General features: G+C 40.9%; 19 protein-coding genes and 1 pseudogene. 16 read left to right on the top strand and 4 right to left on the bottom strand.

Annotation, left to right across the window (positions count from 1 at the left end; all coding sequences use genetic code 11):
* The first annotated feature begins 12 nt into the window (after positions 1–12).
* Complete coding sequence (gene dhaL, locus AACW90_RS07140) at positions 13–648, top strand: dihydroxyacetone kinase subunit DhaL (RefSeq protein ID WP_390232694.1); 636 nt, start codon at positions 13–15, stop codon at positions 646–648.
* On the opposite strand, the gene dhaR is transcribed toward dhaL, so the two are convergent.
* Positions 645–2,588, bottom strand: coding sequence for a dihydroxyacetone kinase operon transcriptional regulator DhaR (gene dhaR / locus AACW90_RS07135; protein ID WP_390232692.1), 1,944 nt, complete (start codon positions 2,586–2,588; stop codon positions 645–647). The two genes, dhaL and dhaR, sit on opposite strands and share 4 nt — an antisense overlap.
* Positions 2,589–3,285: 697 nt before the next feature.
* On the opposite strand from dhaR, the gene AACW90_RS07130 reads away from it, so the two are divergent.
* The 5 genes from AACW90_RS07130 to AACW90_RS07110 all read left to right on the top strand — a co-directional run bounded on the left by AACW90_RS07130 (position 3,286) and on the right by AACW90_RS07110 (position 9,595).
* Entirely contained in the window at positions 3,286–4,368 is a 1,083-nt protein-coding gene (locus AACW90_RS07130; protein WP_390232690.1) for a glycerol dehydrogenase, read from the top strand.
* Between the two features lie 34 nt (positions 4,369–4,402).
* Positions 4,403–6,025: a dihydroxyacetone kinase subunit DhaK gene (locus AACW90_RS07125; RefSeq protein WP_390232688.1), complete on the top strand. Its 1,623-nt coding sequence runs from the start codon at positions 4,403–4,405 to the stop codon at positions 6,023–6,025.
* A gap of 199 nt (positions 6,026–6,224) precedes the next feature.
* Positions 6,225–7,517 (top strand): MFS transporter, encoded by a 1,293-nt coding sequence (locus AACW90_RS07120; RefSeq protein WP_390232686.1) that lies wholly within the window; start codon positions 6,225–6,227, stop codon positions 7,515–7,517.
* Between the two features lie 62 nt (positions 7,518–7,579).
* Positions 7,580–8,728, top strand: coding sequence for a zinc-binding dehydrogenase (locus AACW90_RS07115; protein ID WP_390232685.1), 1,149 nt, complete (start codon positions 7,580–7,582; stop codon positions 8,726–8,728).
* 42 nt (positions 8,729–8,770) lie between these two features.
* Positions 8,771–9,595, top strand: coding sequence for a hypothetical protein (locus AACW90_RS07110; protein WP_390232683.1), 825 nt, complete (start codon positions 8,771–8,773; stop codon positions 9,593–9,595).
* A 13-nt stretch (positions 9,596–9,608) separates the two neighbouring features.
* Here the strand turns inward: AACW90_RS07110 and AACW90_RS07105 are convergent, their stop codons facing one another.
* Positions 9,609–9,869: a hypothetical protein gene (locus AACW90_RS07105; RefSeq protein ID WP_390232681.1), complete on the bottom strand. Its 261-nt coding sequence runs from the start codon at positions 9,867–9,869 to the stop codon at positions 9,609–9,611.
* Positions 9,870–9,950: 81 nt separating this feature from the next.
* Between AACW90_RS07105 and AACW90_RS07100 the strand changes: the two are divergent.
* A pseudogene (locus AACW90_RS07100) lies at positions 9,951–10,439 on the top strand (LysR substrate-binding domain-containing protein); the annotation flags it as partial.
* Positions 10,440–10,593: 154 nt separating this feature from the next.
* On the opposite strand, the gene AACW90_RS07095 reads toward AACW90_RS07100, so the two are convergent.
* A complete protein-coding gene (locus tag AACW90_RS07095) occupies positions 10,594–11,220 on the bottom strand; it encodes a bifunctional 4-hydroxy-2-oxoglutarate aldolase/2-dehydro-3-deoxy-phosphogluconate aldolase (RefSeq protein ID WP_390232678.1) in 627 nt (208 codons plus the stop codon).
* Complete coding sequence (locus AACW90_RS07090) at positions 11,217–12,188, bottom strand: sugar kinase (RefSeq protein WP_390232676.1); 972 nt, start codon at positions 12,186–12,188, stop codon at positions 11,217–11,219. Before AACW90_RS07090 ends, AACW90_RS07095 begins: the two co-directional genes overlap by 4 nt.
* Before the next feature lie 338 nt (positions 12,189–12,526).
* On the opposite strand from AACW90_RS07090, the gene AACW90_RS07085 reads away from it, so the two are divergent.
* From AACW90_RS07085 to AACW90_RS07045, 9 genes are all read left to right on the top strand, one after another.
* Complete coding sequence (locus AACW90_RS07085; RefSeq protein ID WP_390232675.1) at positions 12,527–13,993, top strand: mannitol dehydrogenase family protein; 1,467 nt, start codon at positions 12,527–12,529, stop codon at positions 13,991–13,993.
* 8 nt (positions 13,994–14,001) lie between these two features.
* A complete protein-coding gene (locus tag AACW90_RS07080; RefSeq protein ID WP_390232674.1) occupies positions 14,002–15,018 on the top strand; it encodes a zinc-binding alcohol dehydrogenase family protein in 1,017 nt (338 codons plus the stop codon).
* A gap of 10 nt (positions 15,019–15,028) precedes the next feature.
* Positions 15,029–16,036, top strand: coding sequence for an Ldh family oxidoreductase (locus tag AACW90_RS07075; RefSeq protein WP_390232672.1), 1,008 nt, complete (start codon positions 15,029–15,031; stop codon positions 16,034–16,036).
* A 32-nt stretch (positions 16,037–16,068) separates the two neighbouring features.
* Positions 16,069–16,533, top strand: coding sequence for a NanQ anomerase/TabA/YiaL family protein (locus AACW90_RS07070; RefSeq protein WP_390232670.1), 465 nt, complete (start codon positions 16,069–16,071; stop codon positions 16,531–16,533).
* 129 nt (positions 16,534–16,662) lie between these two features.
* Entirely contained in the window at positions 16,663–17,502 is an 840-nt protein-coding gene (kduI, locus tag AACW90_RS07065; protein ID WP_195704384.1) for a 5-dehydro-4-deoxy-D-glucuronate isomerase, read from the top strand.
* Positions 17,503–17,559: 57 nt separating this feature from the next.
* A complete protein-coding gene (locus AACW90_RS07060) occupies positions 17,560–18,540 on the top strand; it encodes a TRAP transporter substrate-binding protein (RefSeq protein ID WP_390232668.1) in 981 nt (326 codons plus the stop codon).
* Between the two features lie 62 nt (positions 18,541–18,602).
* Positions 18,603–19,148: a TRAP transporter small permease gene (locus tag AACW90_RS07055; protein WP_390232666.1), complete on the top strand. Its 546-nt coding sequence runs from the start codon at positions 18,603–18,605 to the stop codon at positions 19,146–19,148.
* The gene (locus tag AACW90_RS07050) at positions 19,148–20,455 is read left to right on the top strand and encodes a TRAP transporter large permease (protein ID WP_390232664.1); all 1,308 of its coding nucleotides are present in this window, start codon (positions 19,148–19,150) and stop codon (positions 20,453–20,455) included. Before AACW90_RS07055 ends, AACW90_RS07050 begins: the two co-directional genes overlap by 1 nt.
* A 167-nt stretch (positions 20,456–20,622) precedes the next feature.
* Complete coding sequence (locus tag AACW90_RS07045; protein ID WP_390232662.1) at positions 20,623–21,390, top strand: FCD domain-containing protein; 768 nt, start codon at positions 20,623–20,625, stop codon at positions 21,388–21,390.
* Positions 21,391–21,407: the final 17 nt, after the last annotated feature.

The raw sequence follows: 21,407 nt of genomic DNA, 5'->3' as shown, positions 1-21,407 counted from the left end.
AAGTAGAGAACGATGCAAATTGAAAAACAACAAATCATTCATTGGCTTGAACTATGTGCAACGGCATTCGATGAAAATCAAGATTTCCTAACTGACCTTGACCGAGACATCGGTGACGCTGACCACGGTTGGAATATGAACCGTGGTTTCAAAAAAGTGATTGAAAAATTACCAAGCGTTGAGAAGCAAAATATCTCAACTATTTTGAAAAACACAGGTATGACACTTCTTTCAAGTGTTGGCGGCGCAAGTGGACCTCTTTACGGTACTTTATTTATTCTCACATCAACGGCGATCGGTAACCGTGAACAACTTTCGTTTGAAGAGCTTATTCGCTCACTGAGGTGTGGTGTTGATGGTGTTATCTCTCGTGGTAAAGCGGAGCAGGGGGACAAGACTATGTGTGATGTCTGGTTACCGGTCCTTAACTCGATTGTGCCACAATTAGATAGCGATGTTTCGGTTGAACGTTTGTTCGATGAGATGGTTGAAATAGCAGAAAAAAGTGTTGTTGCAACAATTGAAATGCAAGCTAAGAAAGGCCGTGCAAGTTACTTAGGTGAACGCAGTATCGGTTTCCAAGATCCCGGAGCAACATCGTCTCTCATTTTAATCAAGGCATTGCGCCAAGCGGTGATGGGCAGTTAATTTAGATTAGTGTTCATCATATCGGTTAACTCATACTTTTTAATTTTTCGCCATAGTGTCGTACGACTAATATTGAGTGCGTTAGCCATATCTTGCGTGTGACCGTTAAGTAATGTCCATGATTGAATGATCGCCTGTTTTTCTAACTCTTCTAGGGGTATTACGGTCGATGCTGTGTTTGATTTTCGTTTAAAGTGACGCCTAATTTCGTCTGGAACATCTTCAAGTTTAACCAAGTTTGAGCCGCGGTTTAATAACATACGTCCGATGACATTTTTTAGTTGAGAGTTGTTTCCCTCCCAATGGAAGTTGAGCAGCATATCGATAACCGTTTTTTTTAGTGTAATAGTTACATTATTGCGTTTCTCATAACGATTAACTATTTTAAAGATCATATGTTCTATGTCTTCTTTGCGCTTTCTTATGGGCGGAATATGTAATTCGTTTGTAGAGATTTCATAATAGAGTTGACGGCTAAAAGAACCTTGAGATACAGATTCACTAATGTTTACTGTGGTGCTGGTGATGAGTTGAAAACTGACTGGGATTAGGCGATGGCTATCACTCCGACGGATACTGCCAGCTTTCAATAGATTAAGGATTGTAGTTTGCAGGTCGGTAACAAGATATTCGATATTCTCTAAGTAGAGAGTGCCATTATGTGCCAGTTCAAACTTGGACAGTTCTCCCTGTTCTCCTTGTCTCCCATCAAAACCGAGAACCTCGCGAAGTAACTGCTCAGGGTCGGTTGAGCGACAGTTGAGAGTAATAAAAGGTCCATCTCGATACTCACTCTCATTGTGAATTGCCATTGCTAACTTGGTTTTGCCAACCCCTTTTTCGCCAGTGATCAAGATAGGTGCTTGAGATTCAATTGCGCGGCGACCAACTGTTACTACATGCTTCATCTCACGTGAGATAAACGGCAAGCTATCGAAGGTGTACTTAACACTATCAGTGATTGGTTGTTGAGGTTGTTCGCGGATCGTATCGATTGGATGGATAAAGAGCAGGTTAGTGCCATCAGCTAAGCAGCTGTAGGTAATCACTGCTTCAATAAACTCACCATCGACCTCAAAGGTAGTTTGCTTACGATGAATCATCTTGCCTTGTTTAATGCTGTTTTCAACATTAGGAGCAAAACGGATAGTGTTGAATATGTCGCTGTCTAGCAGGTCGTTACTATTTACCTTTAACAGCTTTTCCGCTTGATGGCTTATAAGAGATAGTTGGTTATCCCCATTCCAGGAGATGATGCCATCATCCATGTATTCCAAGGTGGCAATATAAGCTGACTGGAGACGGTTCATATTCTCTTGCTCACTTTGAACATGAAGTTGAAGGCTGATCTCTTTGGCACAAGAGGAAGCGATAACAAGATCATATTTATGGTAGTCCTCGACTTTCTTAACGAGCAAGATAGTGCCACGTAGCTTGCCATAGGTATCAATAATCGGGGCGGCGGCGGTGGAGAAATTATGGAGGTCACGTTTAAAATGTTCGGCAGCAAACACCTCGCTGGGCATATTGGTATCTATAGAAAGGCTGACGGCGTTGGTGCCAATTTTATCCTCACTCATAAAACAGCCTGCTTTGATACCTAAAGCCTCCATCTCAGATTCTAATTCATGGTGGCCGATAATGAACATCACACAACCATTGTCATCCGTCATAATCAACAGTAGTTTCTCATCATGCAGCAAGTCGTACGTGTCTTCAGTGAGTGTGGTAGCACAGTTGATGATTCGTTCAGTACGTCGTATCAATGAAGCTAGGGTGTAACCAGAGGCAATATGCGGCCTTGACCAATCATATGGACTGATCTGTTTTACGCAGCGTTGCCAAGATTGAAATATAGGGGAATGTGAGAACTCAAGTGATACCCACTGATGCTTTTGGAAAAATTCCCAGCGAGTTTTACTATCTTCGATAGAAAGCATTCAAGTTAAGGCCATAAAAGAGGGATAAAAAAGTTATTGTAACCGTACAAACCATAATTGATAGTGTGAGCTAATCACATTTATAAATTTTTATGGAAATATTTCAAATACATTATTGTTGAGTACATGCTTTGGTAAATGCCAGCTTCCCTGTGCCGTAAGCGCTGCCTCCCTATATCTCAGTGATTCTTCCGCGTGTCTACATTGACTATCATGTGCCCTAATTTTAACTATCAATTCATTTTCTCAAAGGGTTTTAGCTTAATAGCATCAATGGCTAGGTCCTGTACTGCGCTTTTTTCTTCCTAAAGACATGGCGACTTGCTTGATTCGTCGGAAGCTACAAGTACACCGCTTCCAATTGGTTGCTTGTTGCGATATTTAAGTTTGACGTTTTTATGTCTGGAAAATATAACTATTTAAATTTTAACTTATTGATTTTATTGATAATGATTAAAATTTAACGTTACAAAATGAAACATATGAAGGTTGGCGATCGTTACATAATGAAACGATTTTAAGGTTCTCGATTCGTAAGTGTGACCCAGTTGATGTTTTTATTCGTCATGGCAGATGTATATCGCTTTATTTGATGTGAACATCAAAATTAGACCTTTAATACTCGTTAATTTCTTCTGAAATATAGTGCTCAATAATAGGATGAACCTAACTTTGAAAAACAGAAGGTTTAAGGTCCATGGATAAGATTATTATTAGCCCAAGCAAATACGTACAAGGTGAGAACGTACTGAGCTCAATCGCTGGCTACGTGAAAGCCCTAGGTGAAAACCCATTGGCTATCGCTGACGAATTTGTTACAGGTCTCGTTGGCCATACGGTAAAAACGAGCTTCCAGAAAGAAGAAATGTCACTTGCTATGGACGTGTTCAACGGTGAGTGCTCACGTCAAGAAATCGACCGTATTATCAATATCGCTTCAGCTCAGAAGAACGACGTAATCGTCGGTATCGGTGGTGGCAAAACATTAGACACCGCTAAGGCAGTGGCATACTACGCGAAAGTACCAGTAGTCGTGGTGCCTACTATCGCCTCTACTGACGCCCCAACCAGCGCACTCGCGGTGATCTACACACCTGAAGGTGAATTTAGTGAGTACCTACTATTCCCACAAAACCCAAATATGGTAGTGATGGATACAGCCGTTATCGCAAAAGCCCCTGTTCGCCTACTTGTTTCTGGTATGGGTGATGCACTCTCTACGTACTTCGAAGCGCGCGCAAACATGACGTCTGGTAAACCAACAATGGCTGGCGGCGCCCCAACTCGCTCTGCTCAAGCTCTAGCAAAACTATGTTATGAAACGCTGCTTGAAGATGGTCTAAAAGCAAAAGTCGCTGCAGAGAACGGTGTGAGCACTAAAGCGGTAGAGAACATTATTGAAGCAAACACATATTTAAGTGGCATTGGTTTCGAAAGTAGTGGTCTAGCCGCTGCACACGCAATCCATAATGGCTTAACGAAGCTAGAGGAGTGTCACCACCTATACCATGGTGAAAAAGTAGCATTTGGCACGCTAGTTCAACTCGTTCTAGAGAACGCACCATTGGAAGAGATCAATACCGTCCTTAGTTTCTGTCGTTCAGTTGGCTTGCCAACAAACCTATTTGAAATGGGGGTGAAGGAGCTAAACCAAGACAAACTACGTGAAGTAGCAGAAGGGGCAACAGCTGAGGGTGAAACCATACATAATATGCCATTCCCTGTAACAGCAGATGCGGTTTACTCAGCGATTCTAACGGCACATCAACTTGGTAAATAACCCTTCATTTAAAATGTTGGACTAAGGAAAATACATGTCAGATCTTATTTTAAACTCAAAAGAGTCGTTTGTTATGGATTCTATCCATGGCACTTTATATACAACGCAAAAAGAAAATCTAGCGCTATTAGATTTTGACAACGATATTAAAGTCGTTGCGCGTATTGATTGGAATAAAGAGAAAGTCGCCATTATTTGTGGTGGAGGCTCAGGTCATGAGCCAGCACATGCAGGCTTTGTAGGCAAAGGCATGTTGACTGCCGCAGTATGTGGTGACCTATTTGCTGCACCAAGTGTGGATGCAGTGCTTAGTGCCATTCTCCATGTAACGGGTGATGCTGGTTGTCTCGTGATCATCAAAAACTACACAGGTGACCGCCTTAACTTCGGCCTTGCAGTAGAAAAAGCAAAAGAAATGGGATGTAAGGTTGATCTGATTGTTGTTGGTGATGACATCTCCATCCCAGAGAACCCTCAACCACGTGGTATTGCAGGTACGCTGTTCGTGCAGAAAGTGGCAGGCTATGTTGCCGAAAACGGTGGATCTCTCGAAGAAGTGAAACAAGCCGCCGTTGATGCACATAATAAAACCGCCTCTATCGGTGTGGCGCTAACAAGCTGTTCATTACCTGGTGAAAGCAATGACAGAATCGCCCAAGGCAAAGCCGAACTTGGCTTAGGTATTCACGGCGAAGCAGGTATTGCAACCATCGACTTACCAAAAGCGAAAGATCTTGTATCAACTATGGTAAGCAAGCTTGTTGAAGCGAAACCAACGACCGACAACGCAATTCTTCTAAACAACTTAGGTGGCCTATCTCCAATCGAGATGAACATCGTGGCTAAAGAGGTGATGGAGTCAGAGCTTGGTCAACAAGCGAGCTTCATCGTTAGCGGCTCGCTAATGACGGCTATCGACATGAAAGGCTTCTCTATCTCCACGATTCAATTGAATGATGAGATTACCAAAGCATTAACTGCAGAAGTTGAAACGGGTGCATGGCCGGGTGCTATTGCTCGTCGTACAGTGCCAGTAACCAAGTGTGAAAATCTGATTGTGAAGAAGGCATTTGAGCCCTCTCATGATGAAGAAACGGCATTAGTATTGCGCAAAGTTTGTCAATCTATCATCGACATTGAAGCAGAGTTAAACCATCTAGATTCAATCGTAGGTGATGGTGATACAGGCTCTACTTTTTCTGCAGGAGCACGTAAAGTCCTTGCTCAACTTAAAGCGAATGCGCTGCCTCTACAAGACAAATCAAAGCTATTAACGACGATTGCAGATTGTCTAACGTCCGTCATGGGTGGATCTTCAGGTGTATTGCTTTCAATCATGTTTACCGCAGCAGGTCGTGATTTTGAACTGAATGGTTCACTTCCAAAAGCACTGCAAGCAGGTTTAGATCAAATGATGGCTTATGGTGGCGCGAAACCCGGTGACCGTACCATGATTGATGCGTTACATCCTGCGCTAGAAGCTTGGGTAGAGAATGGTTTTACTGCATCAATTGAAGCGGCAAAAGTGGGGGCTGAATCCACAGTTGCAATGACTAGTGCTAAAGCAGGGCGTTCCTCTTACCTAAATAGTGACAGTTTATCTGGGACAAAGGATCCAGGAGCATTTGCTGTAGAAACGGTATTTAGTCAATTCTAATAAAACATTACACCCTTTTAATTATAAGTGCGTCAATTGGTGAAAGTTAATTGGCGTCCATTTCCGCTTAATAAAGTAGGAGGTGGGTTTTATTTAATATTACGAATTATAACAATAAACAGTCTATATTTTTTACGCGTTAACAATGTGTGAAGGTTGGGGTTAGACACTATTTAATTTAATCAAATAAAGGTGAAACATGAATAAGTCAAATTTGGCGCGGTACTTTCAGTTCGCGCTAGTAATACTCGCTGCGGGAGCGGTCTTCCCCTTGGTTTATTTGAAAGCGCAATATCAAGAAACCATTCTTGAAGTGTTTCAGATGAATATAGCCGATCTCAATAATATTTATTCAATACTAGGTATGGTGTTTATTGCAGGCTATTTTCCAAGCGGTGTATTGAGTGATAAGTTCTCTGCAAAAGGTCTATTGGTCGTTTCTTTACTTGGTACCGCAGCCGGTGGTTTTTGGTTCGCTCAAGTTCCATCGTTTAGTGGTGTCGTTGGTGTATTTATTGTTTGGGGTATCTTTTCTGTTCTGACGTTCTGGTCTGCGCATATGAAGCTCGTCAAAATGTTATCAACCCCCGAAGACGAAGGTCGATTCTTTGGTTTCCTTGATGGTGGCCGTGGTTTGGTGGAAGCCGCTCTTGGTAGTATTGCACTCGCTATTTTCTCTGCGACTTTAGGTGATAGCGTAGAGCTAGCAGACAAGGCTACAGCGCTAACTGCGATCATCTATATGTACGTGTTCGCTTTAGTCGCCATCGCGATTCTAGTCGCCATATTTGTTAAAACTGACGATGAACGCGCTAGTGAAGGCGATAAAGAAGAAGGCTTTAAGCTTTCTGATGTTAGCCAGATCCTTAAGAATAAGTTCGTATACATCCACGGTTTGATTCTCTTCTGCGGTTATTCAGTTTTTTGGGCGACATATTATTATGGCGGCCATCTTCAAGCAAACCTTGGTTTTGACGCAGTCGCTGTCGGTTCTGTGATGGTTGGTGTTCTATGGATGCGTCCTGTCGGTGGTTTTCTAGGCGGCTTCTTAGCGGACAAAATTGGTAAAGCGGTTACGGTATGTCTTGGCTTATTGGGGGGGAGTGCAAGCTTACTAGCACTTGGCCTAATTTCTAGCCATGCAAACACGACAGTGATCAGCGGGCTAGTTCTGCTAACCGGTCTGTTTGCTTACATTATCCGTGGTACTTATTGGTCATTATTGGGTCAGGCAAAAATCAGTGCAGCCTTAACAGGCACGGCAATCGGTTGTGTTAGCTTGATCGGCTACCTACCAGATATCTTTATTCCGCAAATGAATAATATGTTATGGAGCTCGTTTGGTAACGAAGGCGGCTATCGTGCATATTTCATCGCGACTACAGTCATTGGTTTAGTTGGTGCAATTTTAGCACTAAAGTTCCACAAAATGGCGAAGGTCGAAGACGCACTACAAAATGGCGAAGATCAAAGAAAAACAATAAGTATTTAACGCCGTAACGCCGTAGCGTTGGGCTACGGCTATCAACATACATAAGAAAAAGAGGAAAAATAATGAAAGTGAATCTTCATATCAATAAAGACAAAAGCCGTTTTGACCTTAAGGAAGGTGGTAAAACTATGAAAGCAGTGGTCACTATGGGTAACGGTGGCTATGAAATGCTGGAGTATAAAGACGTTCCTATGCCAGTAATAAGCAAGGGTGAAGTGCTTATTAAAGTTCTTGCCGCTGGAGTAAATAATACGGAAATCAACACACGAATTGGTTGGTACTCTCAGAAGGTGACTCAAGGTACGAATACTTTGTCTGACGACGAAAATGAAATTGGCGATGCGGCAGACGAAAAAGACGGTGGTTGGAATGCAGAAACACCATTCCCGTTCATTCAAGGCACTGATTGCGCCGGCTTAGTTGTTGAAGCAAAAGATGAGGCTGACCAACATCTAGTTGGTAAACGAGTTCTTATCCGCGCATGTATCCGTCATGAAGGTTTTGATTCCCCGGATAATATTTGGATGGCTTCTGATTTCGACGGTGCTTTTGCTCAATATGTGAAGATTACGTCTAGCGAAGTTTTTCCTGTTGAATGTGACTGGACCGACGCTGAATTGGGCACTATTCCATGCGCCTATGGTACTTCTGAAAATATGGTACAGCGTTCAGGCGTCAAAGCGGGTGATCGCGTTTATGTGGCCGGGGCATCAGGTGGTGTGGGTTCTGCCGTTGTTCAACTCGCCAAACGTCGCGGTGCTTATGTTATCGGTGCTGCAGAAGGTGAAGATAAGATCGAACGTGTACGTTCTTACGGTGCTGATGAAGTGATTGACTTCGGCAAAAATGCATTGGAAGTGCTGGGTGAAATGTCTGTGGATATCATCATTGATAACGTTGCTGGTGACAACTTCGTGAACAATCTGAAAATGCTGAAACGCGGCGGTCGCTATGCATCGTCTGGTGCTATTGCTGGTCCACTAGTGGAGCTGGATTTTCGCACTATGTATCTAAGAGATCTTGCTCTAATTGGATGTACTGGTTGGGACGAACCCGTATTCCCTAGTTTGATTAAAGCGATTGAGAACGGTGATATCAAACCTGCTCTCTCAAAGGCGTTCCCGCTTTCCGATATTGTTGAAGCTCAAGAAGAACTTCAGAGTCGTAAGCATGTTGGCAAACTCGTGCTGATACCTGACCACGAAGCATAGTTTAATTAGGTTGAGATTCAACCTTTTAAAGAGGAAACTAATATGTCTATTTTTGAGAAAGTCCATGAGCTCAAACACCCAAGCTTGACGAAGGAGAACTGGGGTGAAGAACAACCGCTTGTTCGAGTCAATCTTCTTGGTAAAGAGCTCGATATCAGTCAGCCTTCATCTACGTTCTGGGTGTATTTACTTGGTGTCATTGTAACACTTGTTGGTGTCCAGTTCTTTGTCATGCAAGATGCCCAAATGTCCCGCTTTTGGTGGGGAGTTTCAATGATTCTTTGGGGGGTTGGTGCTATTATTGCTGGCACAAGTTTTCAGGCTTTTGGCTATGAATTGAAAGCGAAACACCGAGAAGAGTGTTCATGGACGACGTGGTGGGAAGTCATATATCTTATCTTCCAACAGGTCAGTATGAACGCTATGACGGTAGCAATCGCGTACACGTCAATACCACCAGAATCAATTTGGTTTGATATCTTTATATGGTATGCGGCTATTATGACCGTCGGCTACACTGTAATTACTCTGTGGGGAGCATTTACAGCGACTAAGTCAGTCATAACGTTTGAATTTATGATGTTTGCTTCATTGCCAAGCTTCATTGCCTTTATCTTCATAAATACCGTGAGTTATATTAAAACTGGTGCGACCTATGACTTGCTATGTATGATTTCTTGGGCCCTAATTTATGCGTCTTACTACTTCTTCGATAAATATTGGAAGCTAGGTATTGGTGAGCTTCTTTGGAAACAAAAGAAAATTTGGTTTTCTGAGAATGATGTACTTCACGTAATCTTAGTGGTTTGGTCATTGCTAATGATAGCCCTTCCGTTCTATACGTTTGACTACGTTAACGTTATTTAAATGGCAATATAGATTAGAGCGTCTGATGATACCTCATCAGGCGCTTTGTATTATGTTTTAGAGTCCCGAATAAACCAGTAAGCTTATTGCGTACGAGCGCTCTCAATAGCGAAACGATTTCTCCCGCGCCTTGAATTGAACGCTGGCTATTTTCAACCAAAATGACGGCCGCATTTTTCTTTAGTAACTCCCACTCTAAATCGTCTATATAAATACCGTCTTTCCACGCTTTATCTTGTACTTGTTTAAGCTCACCAACCGCCGTAATATTCAACGATTTTTGAACATCGTTAATTGTCCTTGGTCCAAATGGCAGATAGCTTTTAATAGTAACGCATTCAATAGAGGTGTTTTTTCAACGTCAATAGAAGCTCGATTGCTATCGGGTGACGTGGATTTGGCGTTGGGGAATTGCTCTCATCTTGATGACAAAGAGATACATTTTACTCCTTTAATTTCTGATCCTATTGGTGTGGTCTGTTTGCGTGATAATCCTATTGCTCAGCATACCGCCGGTATTGAATGGAAAATGTTGCTAGATCAACCTTTTATTCGTAATGGAACTTGCACACTCCTCGACCCAACACCAGCACGAACATTGAGTCAAAACGCGCTCTACTCCGTCGAGAATATAACGTCTCTTTTTTCTGTATTAGAGCTTGGAATCGGCGTGACGACACTACCTAAACTTGCGTTTCCAACAAATGAAACACGGTTGGTTTGGATACCGCTTATCGACCCGCCATTAAAACGACAAATAGGGTTATTTAGACTCATTGACCGAACGATTTCTCCCCAGGCGCAAGCATTTCATGATCTGTGCATAAAATACCTAAACTTTTGAGGATGTGGGGCGTGTTATTAATCCGTAAAGACTATGATCAATGCCTTGTTGTTATGGGATACTATTTTTCAAATGTCTTATTAAATAAAGGTCAAGCTCGAAAACCAAACCTTTATCCTCTGTTTAAAAGAGAGTCATTTTGCTTCTTTTTACATTACTTGAGTTGTGCCACAATTTCTCTAATCAACGTAGCCATTTTATCCCACTCTTTATTCTTAACTAGTGATTGATCAACCATCCAAGAACCGCCACAAGCAAGGACACTAGGTACATCAAGATACGCTTGAATGTTATCTTTATTAATACCGCCAGTTGGCATTACTTTGATTTGGTTGTACGGGGCAAGCATGGCTTTGAGCATTTTTATACCACCAGATGCTTCTGCGGGAAAAAACTTAACAGTCGTAAGGCCCAGCTCCATTGCTTGCTCTATCAGTGATGGTGTATTAACGCCCGCAATAATCGCGACATTATGCTTGTGAGCTGCTTTTACTGTTGTTGGGTTAAGACCAGCAGAGACAACGAAGTCCACCCCCGCTTCTTTTGCTGCGAGTAATTGTTGTTCATTTAAAATCGTACCAGCGCCAATCAACATGTTTGGGTATTCTTTACGCAGCAATACAATGGCATCCGCCGCTGCCGCAGTACGGAACGTAATTTCAGCTACTGGTAAACCATTTTCTGATAGAGCCTTACCAATAGGTAAGATGTCTTCAGCTTCATCGACTACGATGACTGGAATCACTTTTAATTTAGAGAGACGTGAATCTAAAGTATTCATTTTAATTGTCCATTTTCAATGCGATCTAGAACTTGTTCAAGTGTTGGCAGTGGTGCGACGGCACCATAACCCATAATGGTGATAGAGGCGGTGGCGTTTGCAAATTTCAAACACTCTTCCAATGAATATCCATTAACGAAATGTGTACAGAACGAGCCAGCAAATGAATCACCTGCGGCGGTTGCGTCTAACGGATTCGTTTTGAATGGTGGTAGTGACACGCGGATTGATTCATTGGCTACCGTTGCCCCCTGCGCGCCTTTTTTAAGAACGACCGTTTTAGACCCGATTTTGAGGTAATAATCGATAATATCGTCTTCGTGCTCTAAACCAGTGAGAAGCTGTGCCTCATCAATACTGGGGAAGCAGATATCAACCAGTGAAGCCGTTTCATTGATGATGGCGCGAGCACGGTTTAATGACCATAGCTTTAAGCGTAGGTTGGTGTCGTAGGAAATTAAGGTTTTGTTTTCAGATGCAATTTCTATTGCTTTGAAGGTGGAGTCACAACTGGTATCACTGATTGCCTGTGTAATCGCGGTGATATGCAAAAGCTTTGCATTTTTAATGGCTTCTACAGGCAATTGTGATGGCGTGATAAGACTCGCTGCTGATCCTTTACGTAAGAATGAGAAATGATGCCCGTCTTTATCATGCGTAATGAAATAAACGCCAGTATGACTATTGGAATTCGATACAACAGTCGAAATATTAACGTTTTCTTTATCCCACAAATTTAGAAATTTCTTTCCAAATTCATCATCTCCCATGTGCGTGAGCATACCAACGTTTGCGCCTTGTCGCGCAGCAGCGATAGCAAAGTTAGATGCATCACCACCGAAGCCGCTTAAGAAGTCCGCTTCACCGTTATTGTTTAGGTTAACTTGGCTCAATTCGAACATTGGTTCACCAAAGCTCAGTATTTCAGCAAAAACTGGTCTTTTTATGTGTGTTTTTTCTTCGATCATAATGATACCTGTGTGTCTATTTCGATACGTTAGTTTGATTCTTATCCACCTTTATTAAATCACAAAGCGATTTAATAAAGGTGGATTTATTGGTAAACCAAATAGTGATCGAAATCAATAACTCATTCTAATTACTTGATTTTTAAGTAATTAGAATAAAATTACATTTATTTTTGTTATTTATTTTTATTCTTTTTTTAGATCTTCGTCATAAAATTGAATTATTGGTCATCCAAAATATTGATAGGTTAACCAATTGAGTGTAGTGTTCTCAATAACAACGAAACGCTAACAAATTCTGAAGTTAGGCGACACTCGGACTGTAAAGATAGGATTGTATGGAAGATCAAAATAAAATAGAAAACGGTAAGTTTTCATCAACAACAAGCTACGATAGATCAGTACTTAAAAGTAATATCGTTCATATTGGTTTTGGTGCATTTCACCGCGGGCATCAAGCCGTTTATAACGATTTAACGAATGACCAATCTGAAGGTAAATGGGGTATCTGTGAAATTAACATGTTTGGTGGCTCAGAGTTAACAGACAGTTTGCGAGCACAAGATCATTTGTTAACCGTCGTTGAGAAGTCTGCAACAGATACACATAGTCGTCTTGTTCGAACTATTACTGAATCGATCCACACACCAGTAGATGGTATTGAAAAAGCAATTCTAAAGCTCACTGAAGATCAAGTTAAAATCGTGTCATTAACGATAACTGAAAAAGGTTATTGTGCTGCACCGCAATCGGGAATGCTAGATGAAACCAATCAATTAATCATTCATGATTTAGCCAATCCGACCGTACCAATGTCGGCTATTGGATTGGTCACCGAGGCTCTTCGAATTCGCCGTGATAATAGCCTCGCTCCCTTTAGCGTTTTGTCATGTGACAATATTCCTGAAAACGGCCACTTGACCAAGAGTGTCATTATTGCTTTTGCTAAGAAGCTTGATTCTGAACTGAGTGATTGGATTGAAGAAAACGTCACTTTCCCTAGCACAATGGTTGACCGTATTGTTCCGGCGATGACCGATGACCAATTTGACGTAATCGAAGAACAAACAGGTTATCGAGATCCCTGTGGCGTCGTTTGTGAAGATTTCCGTCAGTGGGTGGTTGAAGATAACTTTGTAGCAGGTCGACCTCAATGGGAAAAAGCAGGTGCGATGCTCGTTGGTGATGTTCTACCGTATGAGGAAATGAAGCTTCGTATGCTTAACGGTAGCCATTCATTTCTTGCTTACAATGGGTCACTCGCTGGGTACGAATTTATTTATCAATGTATGCAAGATTCTGATTTTCGAACAGTCACATTGAAGTTAATGCTCGATGAACAAGCTAAATCACTGAGTCCCGACCTAAACGTTGATCTCAACGAATATGCCAATTTACTCATTGCCCGTTTCAGCAACACAAACATCAAACACAAAACCGAACAAATCGCGATGGATGGTTCTCAAAAACTCCCTCAACGTGCGCTTGCCCCATATTTAACACTTCAAGAACGTCATATTCCCGCTAAATGCCAACCCGTGCTAATTGCAGGCTGGATGCATTATGTGATTGATATGGTTAATAAAGGTAATGAACTATCTGATCCATTGGTAGAAACATATAAATCAATTATGTCTCACGTACCTGAGAAAAGTGAGCAAGCTAAATCATTATTGGCAATTGAAAAAGTCTTTGGTAAGCACGGTGTTGAAAATAAACAGTTTATTGAGCAGGTTCTAAAAGCGTTTGATGATATTGAGACCGTGGGCATCAATATCACGATTGAAAAACTAGTGAAGGATTAGGAAATAAGATGAAAACTTTAATTTGTAATGAACCCAATTCAATTGAGTATATTGAGTGCCCAATACCAGAGATCGAAAGCAATGAGGTTCTTCTGAAAATCAATTCAGTAGGTATCTGCGGCACCGATATCCATGCTTACGCAGGTCGTCAGCCTTTCTTTTCATATCCGCGTGTATTAGGCCATGAAATTTGTGGCACTGTTGAAAAAATCGGTGAGAAAGTGACGAAAGCAGAAGTGGCTAAGCGCTATTCTGTTATTCCTTGTATCCCATGTGGTGTATGCCCAGCTTGCAAAGAAGGTAAAACCAATTGCTGTGAAAACGTATCTCTATACGGTGTCCACCAGGATGGCGGTTTTACAGAATATCTAGCGGTTCTTGAAGATAACTTAGTTCTTCTTCCTGACAATGTGTCTAACAGTAAAGGAGCTCTGGTTGAATGTTTTGCTATCAGTGCACATGCAGTTCGTCGTGCGCAGTTGACTGGGGGGAATAATGTTCTTGTTGTCGGTGCTGGCCCAATTGGTCTTGCAGCAGCCGCAGTCGCTAAAGCAGAAGGGCATAACGTCGTTATTGTTGATGTCGCTGAACAACGTCTAACTTGGGCAGCAGACAAACTACAAACAGCTACATTAAATGCGCTAAGTGAAACGTACGTTGATGATATTCGTAGTCAATTTAATGGTCAGTTGGCTGATGTCGTATTCGATGCGACTGGGTACGACAAATCAATGACAAATGCAGTAAACCTGATTCGTAACGGTGGGAAGCTCGTATTTATTGGTTTCACAAAGGGTGAATTAGCATTTCATAACCCTACTTTTCATATGAAAGAAACCACACTTATGAGCTCACGTAATGCAATACGTCAAGATTTTGAACGTGTAATCGAACTGATGGAAGAAGGAAAAATTTCTGAATCAATGATGAAAAATCGAGATTACGATTTCCATACCTTTGGGAATACATACAAAGAAGATGTTGTTGAAAACAAATCTTTGGTCAAAGGCGTAATAAATTTTTAAGGTAAATATGATGTCTACTATTCAAGTAAATGAAACAGAGTTGCGCGAACTATCTCTCAAAAAATTAGTTGAAGCCGGCCTTAGCGAAGAAACGACAAAAGAAGTCATTGATGTGTTAATACACGCTGACAAAACGGGTGTTCATTCACATGGTGTCATGCGCATTGAACATTATTGTCACCGCTTGAATGAAGGCGGCCTGAATAAAGAACCTACATTTAGCATTGAGCAAATTTCACCTTCAGTTGCCGTGTTTGACTCTGATGATGGCATGGGACACTCGGCACTTATTGCGGCAACAAATCATGCTATTGAGCTAGCGGAAGAAACCGGTCTTGGTTTTGTCAGCGTCAAGAATGGTTCACATTGTGGTGCACTATCATACTTCATGGAACAGGCGACAGCGAAGGGTTTGATTGGTATTTCGATGACGCAAACTGATACCTGCGTTGCCCCTTATGGTGGAGCTGAACGCTTCTTAGGGACCAATCCAATTGCATTTGGTTTCCCTGTAGAAAATTCACACCCAATGATTGTTGATATGGCTACAAGTGCGACGGCCTTTGGTAAGTTGCTTCATGCAAAAGAGACTGGCCAGCAAATTGGTGAAAACCTTGCCATCGATAAAGACGGCAATATGACAACAGATCCACACCAAGTGGAAAATCTACTTACATTTGGCGGTCATAAAGGTTCTGGCATTGCGCTAGCGATTGATGCGCTAACCGGTATTTTGATGAATGCTAACTTTAGCAACCATGTTGTTCGTATGTACGGAGATTTTGACAAGATGCGCAAACTTGCCAGCCTTGTCATTGTCATTAATCCAGAAAAGCTAGGGAATCCATTGTTTGCAGTAATGATGCAGCAAATGGTAACGGAACTTCGTGCAGTTAAACCTATGGCTGGTTCAGGATCCGTACAAGCCCCCAATGATCCACAAAATGCTTACAAACTACAGAGCGAAGCCAACGGTATCACTGTTGCTAAATCAGTTTACAACTATCTAAAAGGATAGGTGAGTAATAGGCGCTTTAAGGGAGAGGATATATGTTATTTGGAAATGTAAAAAAATTAGATCTCGTACCATACATGTCTGAAAAATTTGTTAATTGGATCAATGAAGCTATCGCTTTATCTGAAAACAATGATCTTGGTAAGTACATGATTGGTGATGATGGTGTATTTGTTATGCTTGTAGACGGTGAAACGGAGCCACGAGCACTAAGAAAATCTGAAATTCACAAGCAATATATTGATATTCAAATTCTATTGAGTGGCGAAGAAGTATATGGCTATTCAAACATCATTTCAGAAGAAGCACTTAAATTGGTTGAGTTGGAGAATGACGTAATGTTCTTTGATAATGTCGAGAACGAACAATTTATTAAGCTTCAAGATGGCGATTTCGTGATTTTTTATCCAAACCAAGCACATCGTCCACTTTGTGCAAGTAATGATAAGCCGATGGCAATAAAAAAAGCCATTTTAAAAATACCATCTTCGGTCCTTTGAACTAAATGAGTCGTTATTATTTTTAAGTATTGTTGGTTTGATAATTTGATTTAAATGCTTCACTAGCGAACTAAGTTAATGCGACAGATTTTTAATGGATACGTAACTAACGTAAATAAAGAGTATTAGATGCATATTAATTATAATAGCAACCCTGTAGACGCCAAATTATACGACACTACTCGTCTTCGTGATGAATTGCTAACTGAGAAAATGTTTAAAGATAATGACATTGTGACGGTATACAGCCACATTGACCGCATTGTTGTTATGGGAGTATCACCTAAGAGTAATGAATTGGCTCTGGATGACTTTATTAATAATAAAGATTTCGGTACTGACTTCTTCCTACAACGTCGTGAGTTCGGAATGATTAATCTTGGTGGTAAAGCTAAAATTACGACGAAGAATGAAACATACATTTTAGAGAATATGGATGCATTATATCTCGGACAAGGCAATGAGAATGTCGTGTTTGGTTCTGTTGACAATGACTCCCCTGCTTTATTGTATGCCATCAGTGCACCATCTCATCATATTCATCCTTCCAGAATTATTCACCAAAATGAAGCGAAAGTGATTCATTTAGGCGATAAAGAGAATGCAAACGAGCGATGTATTAATCAATACATTCACCCTGATGTTTTGCCTACGTCTCAATTATCTATGGGTGTTACTGCACTAAAGGCAGGAAGTGTATGGAATACAATGCCACCACATACCCATGAACGTCGTATGGAAGCGTATTTCTATTTCGATATAAAACCCCAACAAGTCGTTTTCCATCTCATGGGAGAGCCAAAAGAAACACGACATATTGTTGTTCGTAATCACCAGATGGTGTTGTCACCTAGTTGGTCTATTCATTCAGGCTGTGGAACACAAAATTACAGTTTTGTGTGGGGAATGCTAGGCGAGAACCTCACATTCGATGACATGGATTTTGTTGATATGAACGAAATTCGATAAATATAGTAAACATATCAAAAATGAAACTTTATCCTACTAATAGTAACGGAGTAAATAATGTCCAAATTTAAAGTACTAACCATCGCCACCGCTTTAGTCAGCGCACTTGGTCTTTCGTCTGTGGCCAATGCCGCATCAGAAATTAAAGTCGCGTTTAACCAATCGGATAAACACCCACAGTTTTTAGCGCTTGCAGATTTTGGTGAAAAATTCACTAAAGCAACAGATGGCCGCTATACATTGAATATCTTTCCCAATGAACTTCTTGGCGATCAGCGTGCATCATTAGAGCTTGTTCAAAATAGTGCGATCCAAATGGCTGTTGTTGCTAATCCACTTGTAGAAAATTACAACAGCAAATTTGGTATTCTCAGCCTACCGTATGTTTACAGTGGCTATGACCATCAGCAAAAAGTATTCACTTCTAGTGTTCTAGATGAGTTATTCAAAGAAACATCACCTATGGGCTTTGAAGTTATAGCGGCATACACTGGCGGTGCGCGCAGCATGTATAATAAAGAAGGACCAATCAATACCGTTGCCGACATGAAAGGTAAAAAAATTCGTGTAATGCAATCTGATACGATGATAAAAACCCTTTCATGCATGGGTGGTAAAGGTGTACCTATGGGCCAAGGTGAAGTTTATTCAGCCATTCAACAAGGTGTGCTTGATGGTGCGGAAAACAGCGAAATTACCTACTTCGATCTAAAACAATATGAAGTTGCACCTTACTATTCTGCAACCCGTCACTTGATGGTTCCAGACCTCGTCGTGGCAAGCAGTGATTTTCTTGATTCAATGTCAGACAAAGATCGTGCAGCGTTTGAAAGTCTAGCAAAAGAGAGCACTCTAGTAGAGTTTGACTTGTGGCAAAAACAAATCAGCGTTTCAAAGAAAGCAGCACAAGATAAAGGTGCAACGTTCAATGAAGTTGATATCACGCCATTCCGTGAAGCATGTATCCCTCTCCAACAAGAATTAATTAAAACAGCAGAACAAAAAGCGTTGTATAAAAAAATTGTTGCGTTGCAATAATTAATAGAAGATAAGGTCAGAGAATCGCTGGCCTTATAACTTCATTTCAGGATAAGAATTATATGCGAAATGATAAATTTAATGGCCTTTTTCTAGGCTTAAGACAAGTTAAGTTCGGAATAGACAAAGCCCTTTCAGTCTTTCTAATTTCCATTATGGGGATAATGACACTATTAGTTACATACCAAGTAGTTGTTCGTTATATTTTTGACAATCCGAGTGCGTTTAGTGAAGTCGCATCTCGTTATTTGTTTATTTGGTTGGTTTTATTTGGTGGTGCTTATGTGTTTGGATTAAGAGAACATATGGCCATCACATTTATTAAAGATAAATTTAATAAAAAATTACGCATTATTGTTGAAATGATTATTGAATTAATCGTCGTTGTTTTTGCTTATACAGTAATGGTTAGTGGCGGGTATAGCAGTTCAGTACGTCAGATGTGGCAGATGGATTCCGCGTTACAAATACCAATGGGTGTCATTTACGCTGCTATTCCTATATCAGGTGCAATCATGTTGTTTTATTTCCTTTATCATGAAGTAACCTTTATTAACGAACTTATTGATTTGAAAAATGAGCCGTCAGAAGAGCGAGGTAATATCTAATGGACATGGCATTTACCGCCTCATTAGTAATGTTTATAGGGGTTGTGGTTTTATTGGTTCTAGGGGCTCCGATAGCCATTAGTGTTGGAATCTCGTCGTTCGCGGCAATGACGGTTATTCTGCCTTACAATGGTGCATTAACAACATCCGCACAACGTATGTTTGTTGGGTTAGATTCATTTGCTCTGCTTGCTATACCATTCTTTATATTAGCCGGCAATATCATGAATAACGGTGGCATTGCCATACGGTTAATAAACTTCTCCAAGATTGTTAGCGGCTGCTTTTCTGCTCCATTGGCACAAACCAACGTCGTATCCAATATGCTATTTGGTTCTATTAGTGGTTCCGGTGTCGCGTCTTGTGCTGCTGTCGGTGGCATAATGAACCCAATTCAGAAGCAAGAAGGTTATGACCCAAAATTTAGCACGGCAGTAAATATTGCTTCAGCGCCAACCGGTATGTTGATACCACCAAGTAACGCACTAATAGTATACGCAACGGTTGCTGGTAGTGTTTCCGTTTCAGCATTGTTCATGGGTGGCTATATTCCAGGCTTGTTGTGGGGACTTGGAGTAATGATAGTCGCCGGTATTATGGGCAAACGTAGAGGTTATATAAGCAAGAACTCGATGACCTTGAATGAATGCGTCAAGGTAACTATCGACGCAATTCCAAGTATGTCTTTGATCGTAGTGGTTATTGGTGGAATTTTAGGTGGCGTATTTACGGCTACAGAAGCATCAGCTATTGCTGTTGTTTATTCGATGATTTTAGGCTTCAGTTATCGACAATTGAAAGTTAAAGATCTGCCAACTATCTTCTTAGATACCGCAAAAATGGCATCGATCGTGATCTTTATGATTGGGGCGTCATCAATTATGTCTTGGGTTATGGCATTTACTCAGATTCCTGGGATGATTGCGGATGCATTATTATCATTTACGAGTGACCCAATATTAATTCTGTTGATCATTAATGTTGTATTATTGTTCATTGGAACATTCATGGATCCAACCCCAGCGGTACTGATTTTTACGCCGATTTTCCTACCTATCTGTATGGGATTAGGTATGCATCCAGTTCAATTTGGTATCTTGATGGTGTTTAATTTGTCGTTGGGAACGATAACGCCACCTGTTGGGCCAATTCTCTTCACTGGCTGTAAGATAAGCGGTATCAGTATAGATTCAGTAATTAAAACGTTATTGCCATTTTTCTTAGTCATATTCTTAGTCTTAATGTTAGTGACCTACATTCCTGCGATTTCAATGACGTTACCTGAGCTTGCTGGTTTAATTATGTAAACGGTATGAATTCTTCTCGGACCCCCGTATCAATGGGGGTTCAGTTAGATCAGGCCTTGATGATTGAAGGATTTATTTTCTATTGTATGATAATATTAAAGTGATGATAATTAGATCAATTATCATCACTTTAATATTTGTACAACAATTTAATTTATGAGCCTAGCATGACAGAAGAAAAATTGATTAGACGACGATACTACGAAATTGGGTTACAAATAGAGAAGCAATTGTTTTCTGGTTTTTTTAAAGCAGGTGACCGTCTACCATCAGAACGAGATTTGAGTCAGCAATACGAAACAAGTCGGGCTACTATACGCGAAGCTATCATAATGCTTGAACTTAAAGACTTGGTTGAAGTAAGAAAAGGTGCGGGTATTTTCTTCAAAGAAAATACGGATAATGAGAAACGTATAAAAGTAGAAGATACGGCAAACATCAATGATGTAGGGCCATTTGAGCTTCTTCAATCTCGCTTTGTTTTAGAGGTTAGTATTGTCGAATTCGCCGCTAAAAACATTAAACTTAGTGAGTTGCGTCAGCTTAGAAGTATCATCCAACGTCAAGAAAACTCATTTGCTGACAGCAAACAATTCGAAACATTAGATCGTGAATTCCATCTGTGTATAGCTGAAGCGACACAAAACCGTATGCTAATTGATACCGCTAATCGGTTATGGAATATTGTTCGGACCGAGAACCCACTTTGGCAACAACTCAATAAAAAGTATTTACACGACACGCCATTGAAAGAAAATTGGCTTGCTGAGCACAGGAAAATCTTTGCAGCGCTACAGAAACGAGATCCAGTTTTAGCGAAACAAGCCATGATAGAACATATTGAGCACAGTAAACGAGAGCTAACAAATTTAGTCGACTATGGTGACATTGAGCTTTTAGAGCATGATGATATGTTATTTATTGAGGACAAATAAAAAGGGCTTCTTAGGAA

The organism is Vibrio frigidus, from assembly GCF_042465995.1.
In the GTDB taxonomy this organism is placed as follows: domain Bacteria; phylum Pseudomonadota; class Gammaproteobacteria; order Enterobacterales; family Vibrionaceae; genus Vibrio.
This window is presented reverse-complemented; position numbering and strand designations above follow the sequence as displayed.

What these genes read in the sequence shown, in the direction of transcription:
- AACW90_RS07090 (WP_390232676.1), bottom strand. Translation starts at nt 12,188, where the DNA reads ATGATCGAAGAAAAAACACACATAAAAAGACCAGTTTTTGCTGAAATA.
- AACW90_RS07070 (WP_390232670.1), top strand. Translation starts at nt 16,069, where the DNA reads ATGTTATTTGGAAATGTAAAAAAATTAGATCTCGTACCATACATGTCT.
- dhaR (WP_390232692.1), bottom strand. Translation starts at nt 2,588, where the DNA reads ATGCTTTCTATCGAAGATAGTAAAACTCGCTGGGAATTTTTCCAAAAG.
- AACW90_RS07110 (WP_390232683.1), top strand. Translation starts at nt 8,771, where the DNA reads ATGTCTATTTTTGAGAAAGTCCATGAGCTCAAACACCCAAGCTTGACG.
- AACW90_RS07045 (WP_390232662.1), top strand. Translation starts at nt 20,623, where the DNA reads ATGACAGAAGAAAAATTGATTAGACGACGATACTACGAAATTGGGTTA.
- AACW90_RS07075 (WP_390232672.1), top strand. Translation starts at nt 15,029, where the DNA reads ATGTCTACTATTCAAGTAAATGAAACAGAGTTGCGCGAACTATCTCTC.
- AACW90_RS07120 (WP_390232686.1), top strand. Translation starts at nt 6,225, where the DNA reads ATGAATAAGTCAAATTTGGCGCGGTACTTTCAGTTCGCGCTAGTAATA.
- AACW90_RS07115 (WP_390232685.1), top strand. Translation starts at nt 7,580, where the DNA reads ATGAAAGTGAATCTTCATATCAATAAAGACAAAAGCCGTTTTGACCTT.
- AACW90_RS07050 (WP_390232664.1), top strand. Translation starts at nt 19,148, where the DNA reads ATGGACATGGCATTTACCGCCTCATTAGTAATGTTTATAGGGGTTGTG.
- AACW90_RS07080 (WP_390232674.1), top strand. Translation starts at nt 14,002, where the DNA reads ATGAAAACTTTAATTTGTAATGAACCCAATTCAATTGAGTATATTGAG.
- dhaL (WP_390232694.1), top strand. Translation starts at nt 13, where the DNA reads ATGCAAATTGAAAAACAACAAATCATTCATTGGCTTGAACTATGTGCA.
- AACW90_RS07125 (WP_390232688.1), top strand. Translation starts at nt 4,403, where the DNA reads ATGTCAGATCTTATTTTAAACTCAAAAGAGTCGTTTGTTATGGATTCT.
- kduI (WP_195704384.1), top strand. Translation starts at nt 16,663, where the DNA reads ATGCATATTAATTATAATAGCAACCCTGTAGACGCCAAATTATACGAC.
- AACW90_RS07055 (WP_390232666.1), top strand. Translation starts at nt 18,603, where the DNA reads ATGCGAAATGATAAATTTAATGGCCTTTTTCTAGGCTTAAGACAAGTT.
- AACW90_RS07130 (WP_390232690.1), top strand. Translation starts at nt 3,286, where the DNA reads ATGGATAAGATTATTATTAGCCCAAGCAAATACGTACAAGGTGAGAAC.
- AACW90_RS07095 (WP_390232678.1), bottom strand. Translation starts at nt 11,220, where the DNA reads ATGAATACTTTAGATTCACGTCTCTCTAAATTAAAAGTGATTCCAGTC.
- AACW90_RS07060 (WP_390232668.1), top strand. Translation starts at nt 17,560, where the DNA reads ATGTCCAAATTTAAAGTACTAACCATCGCCACCGCTTTAGTCAGCGCA.
- AACW90_RS07085 (WP_390232675.1), top strand. Translation starts at nt 12,527, where the DNA reads ATGGAAGATCAAAATAAAATAGAAAACGGTAAGTTTTCATCAACAACA.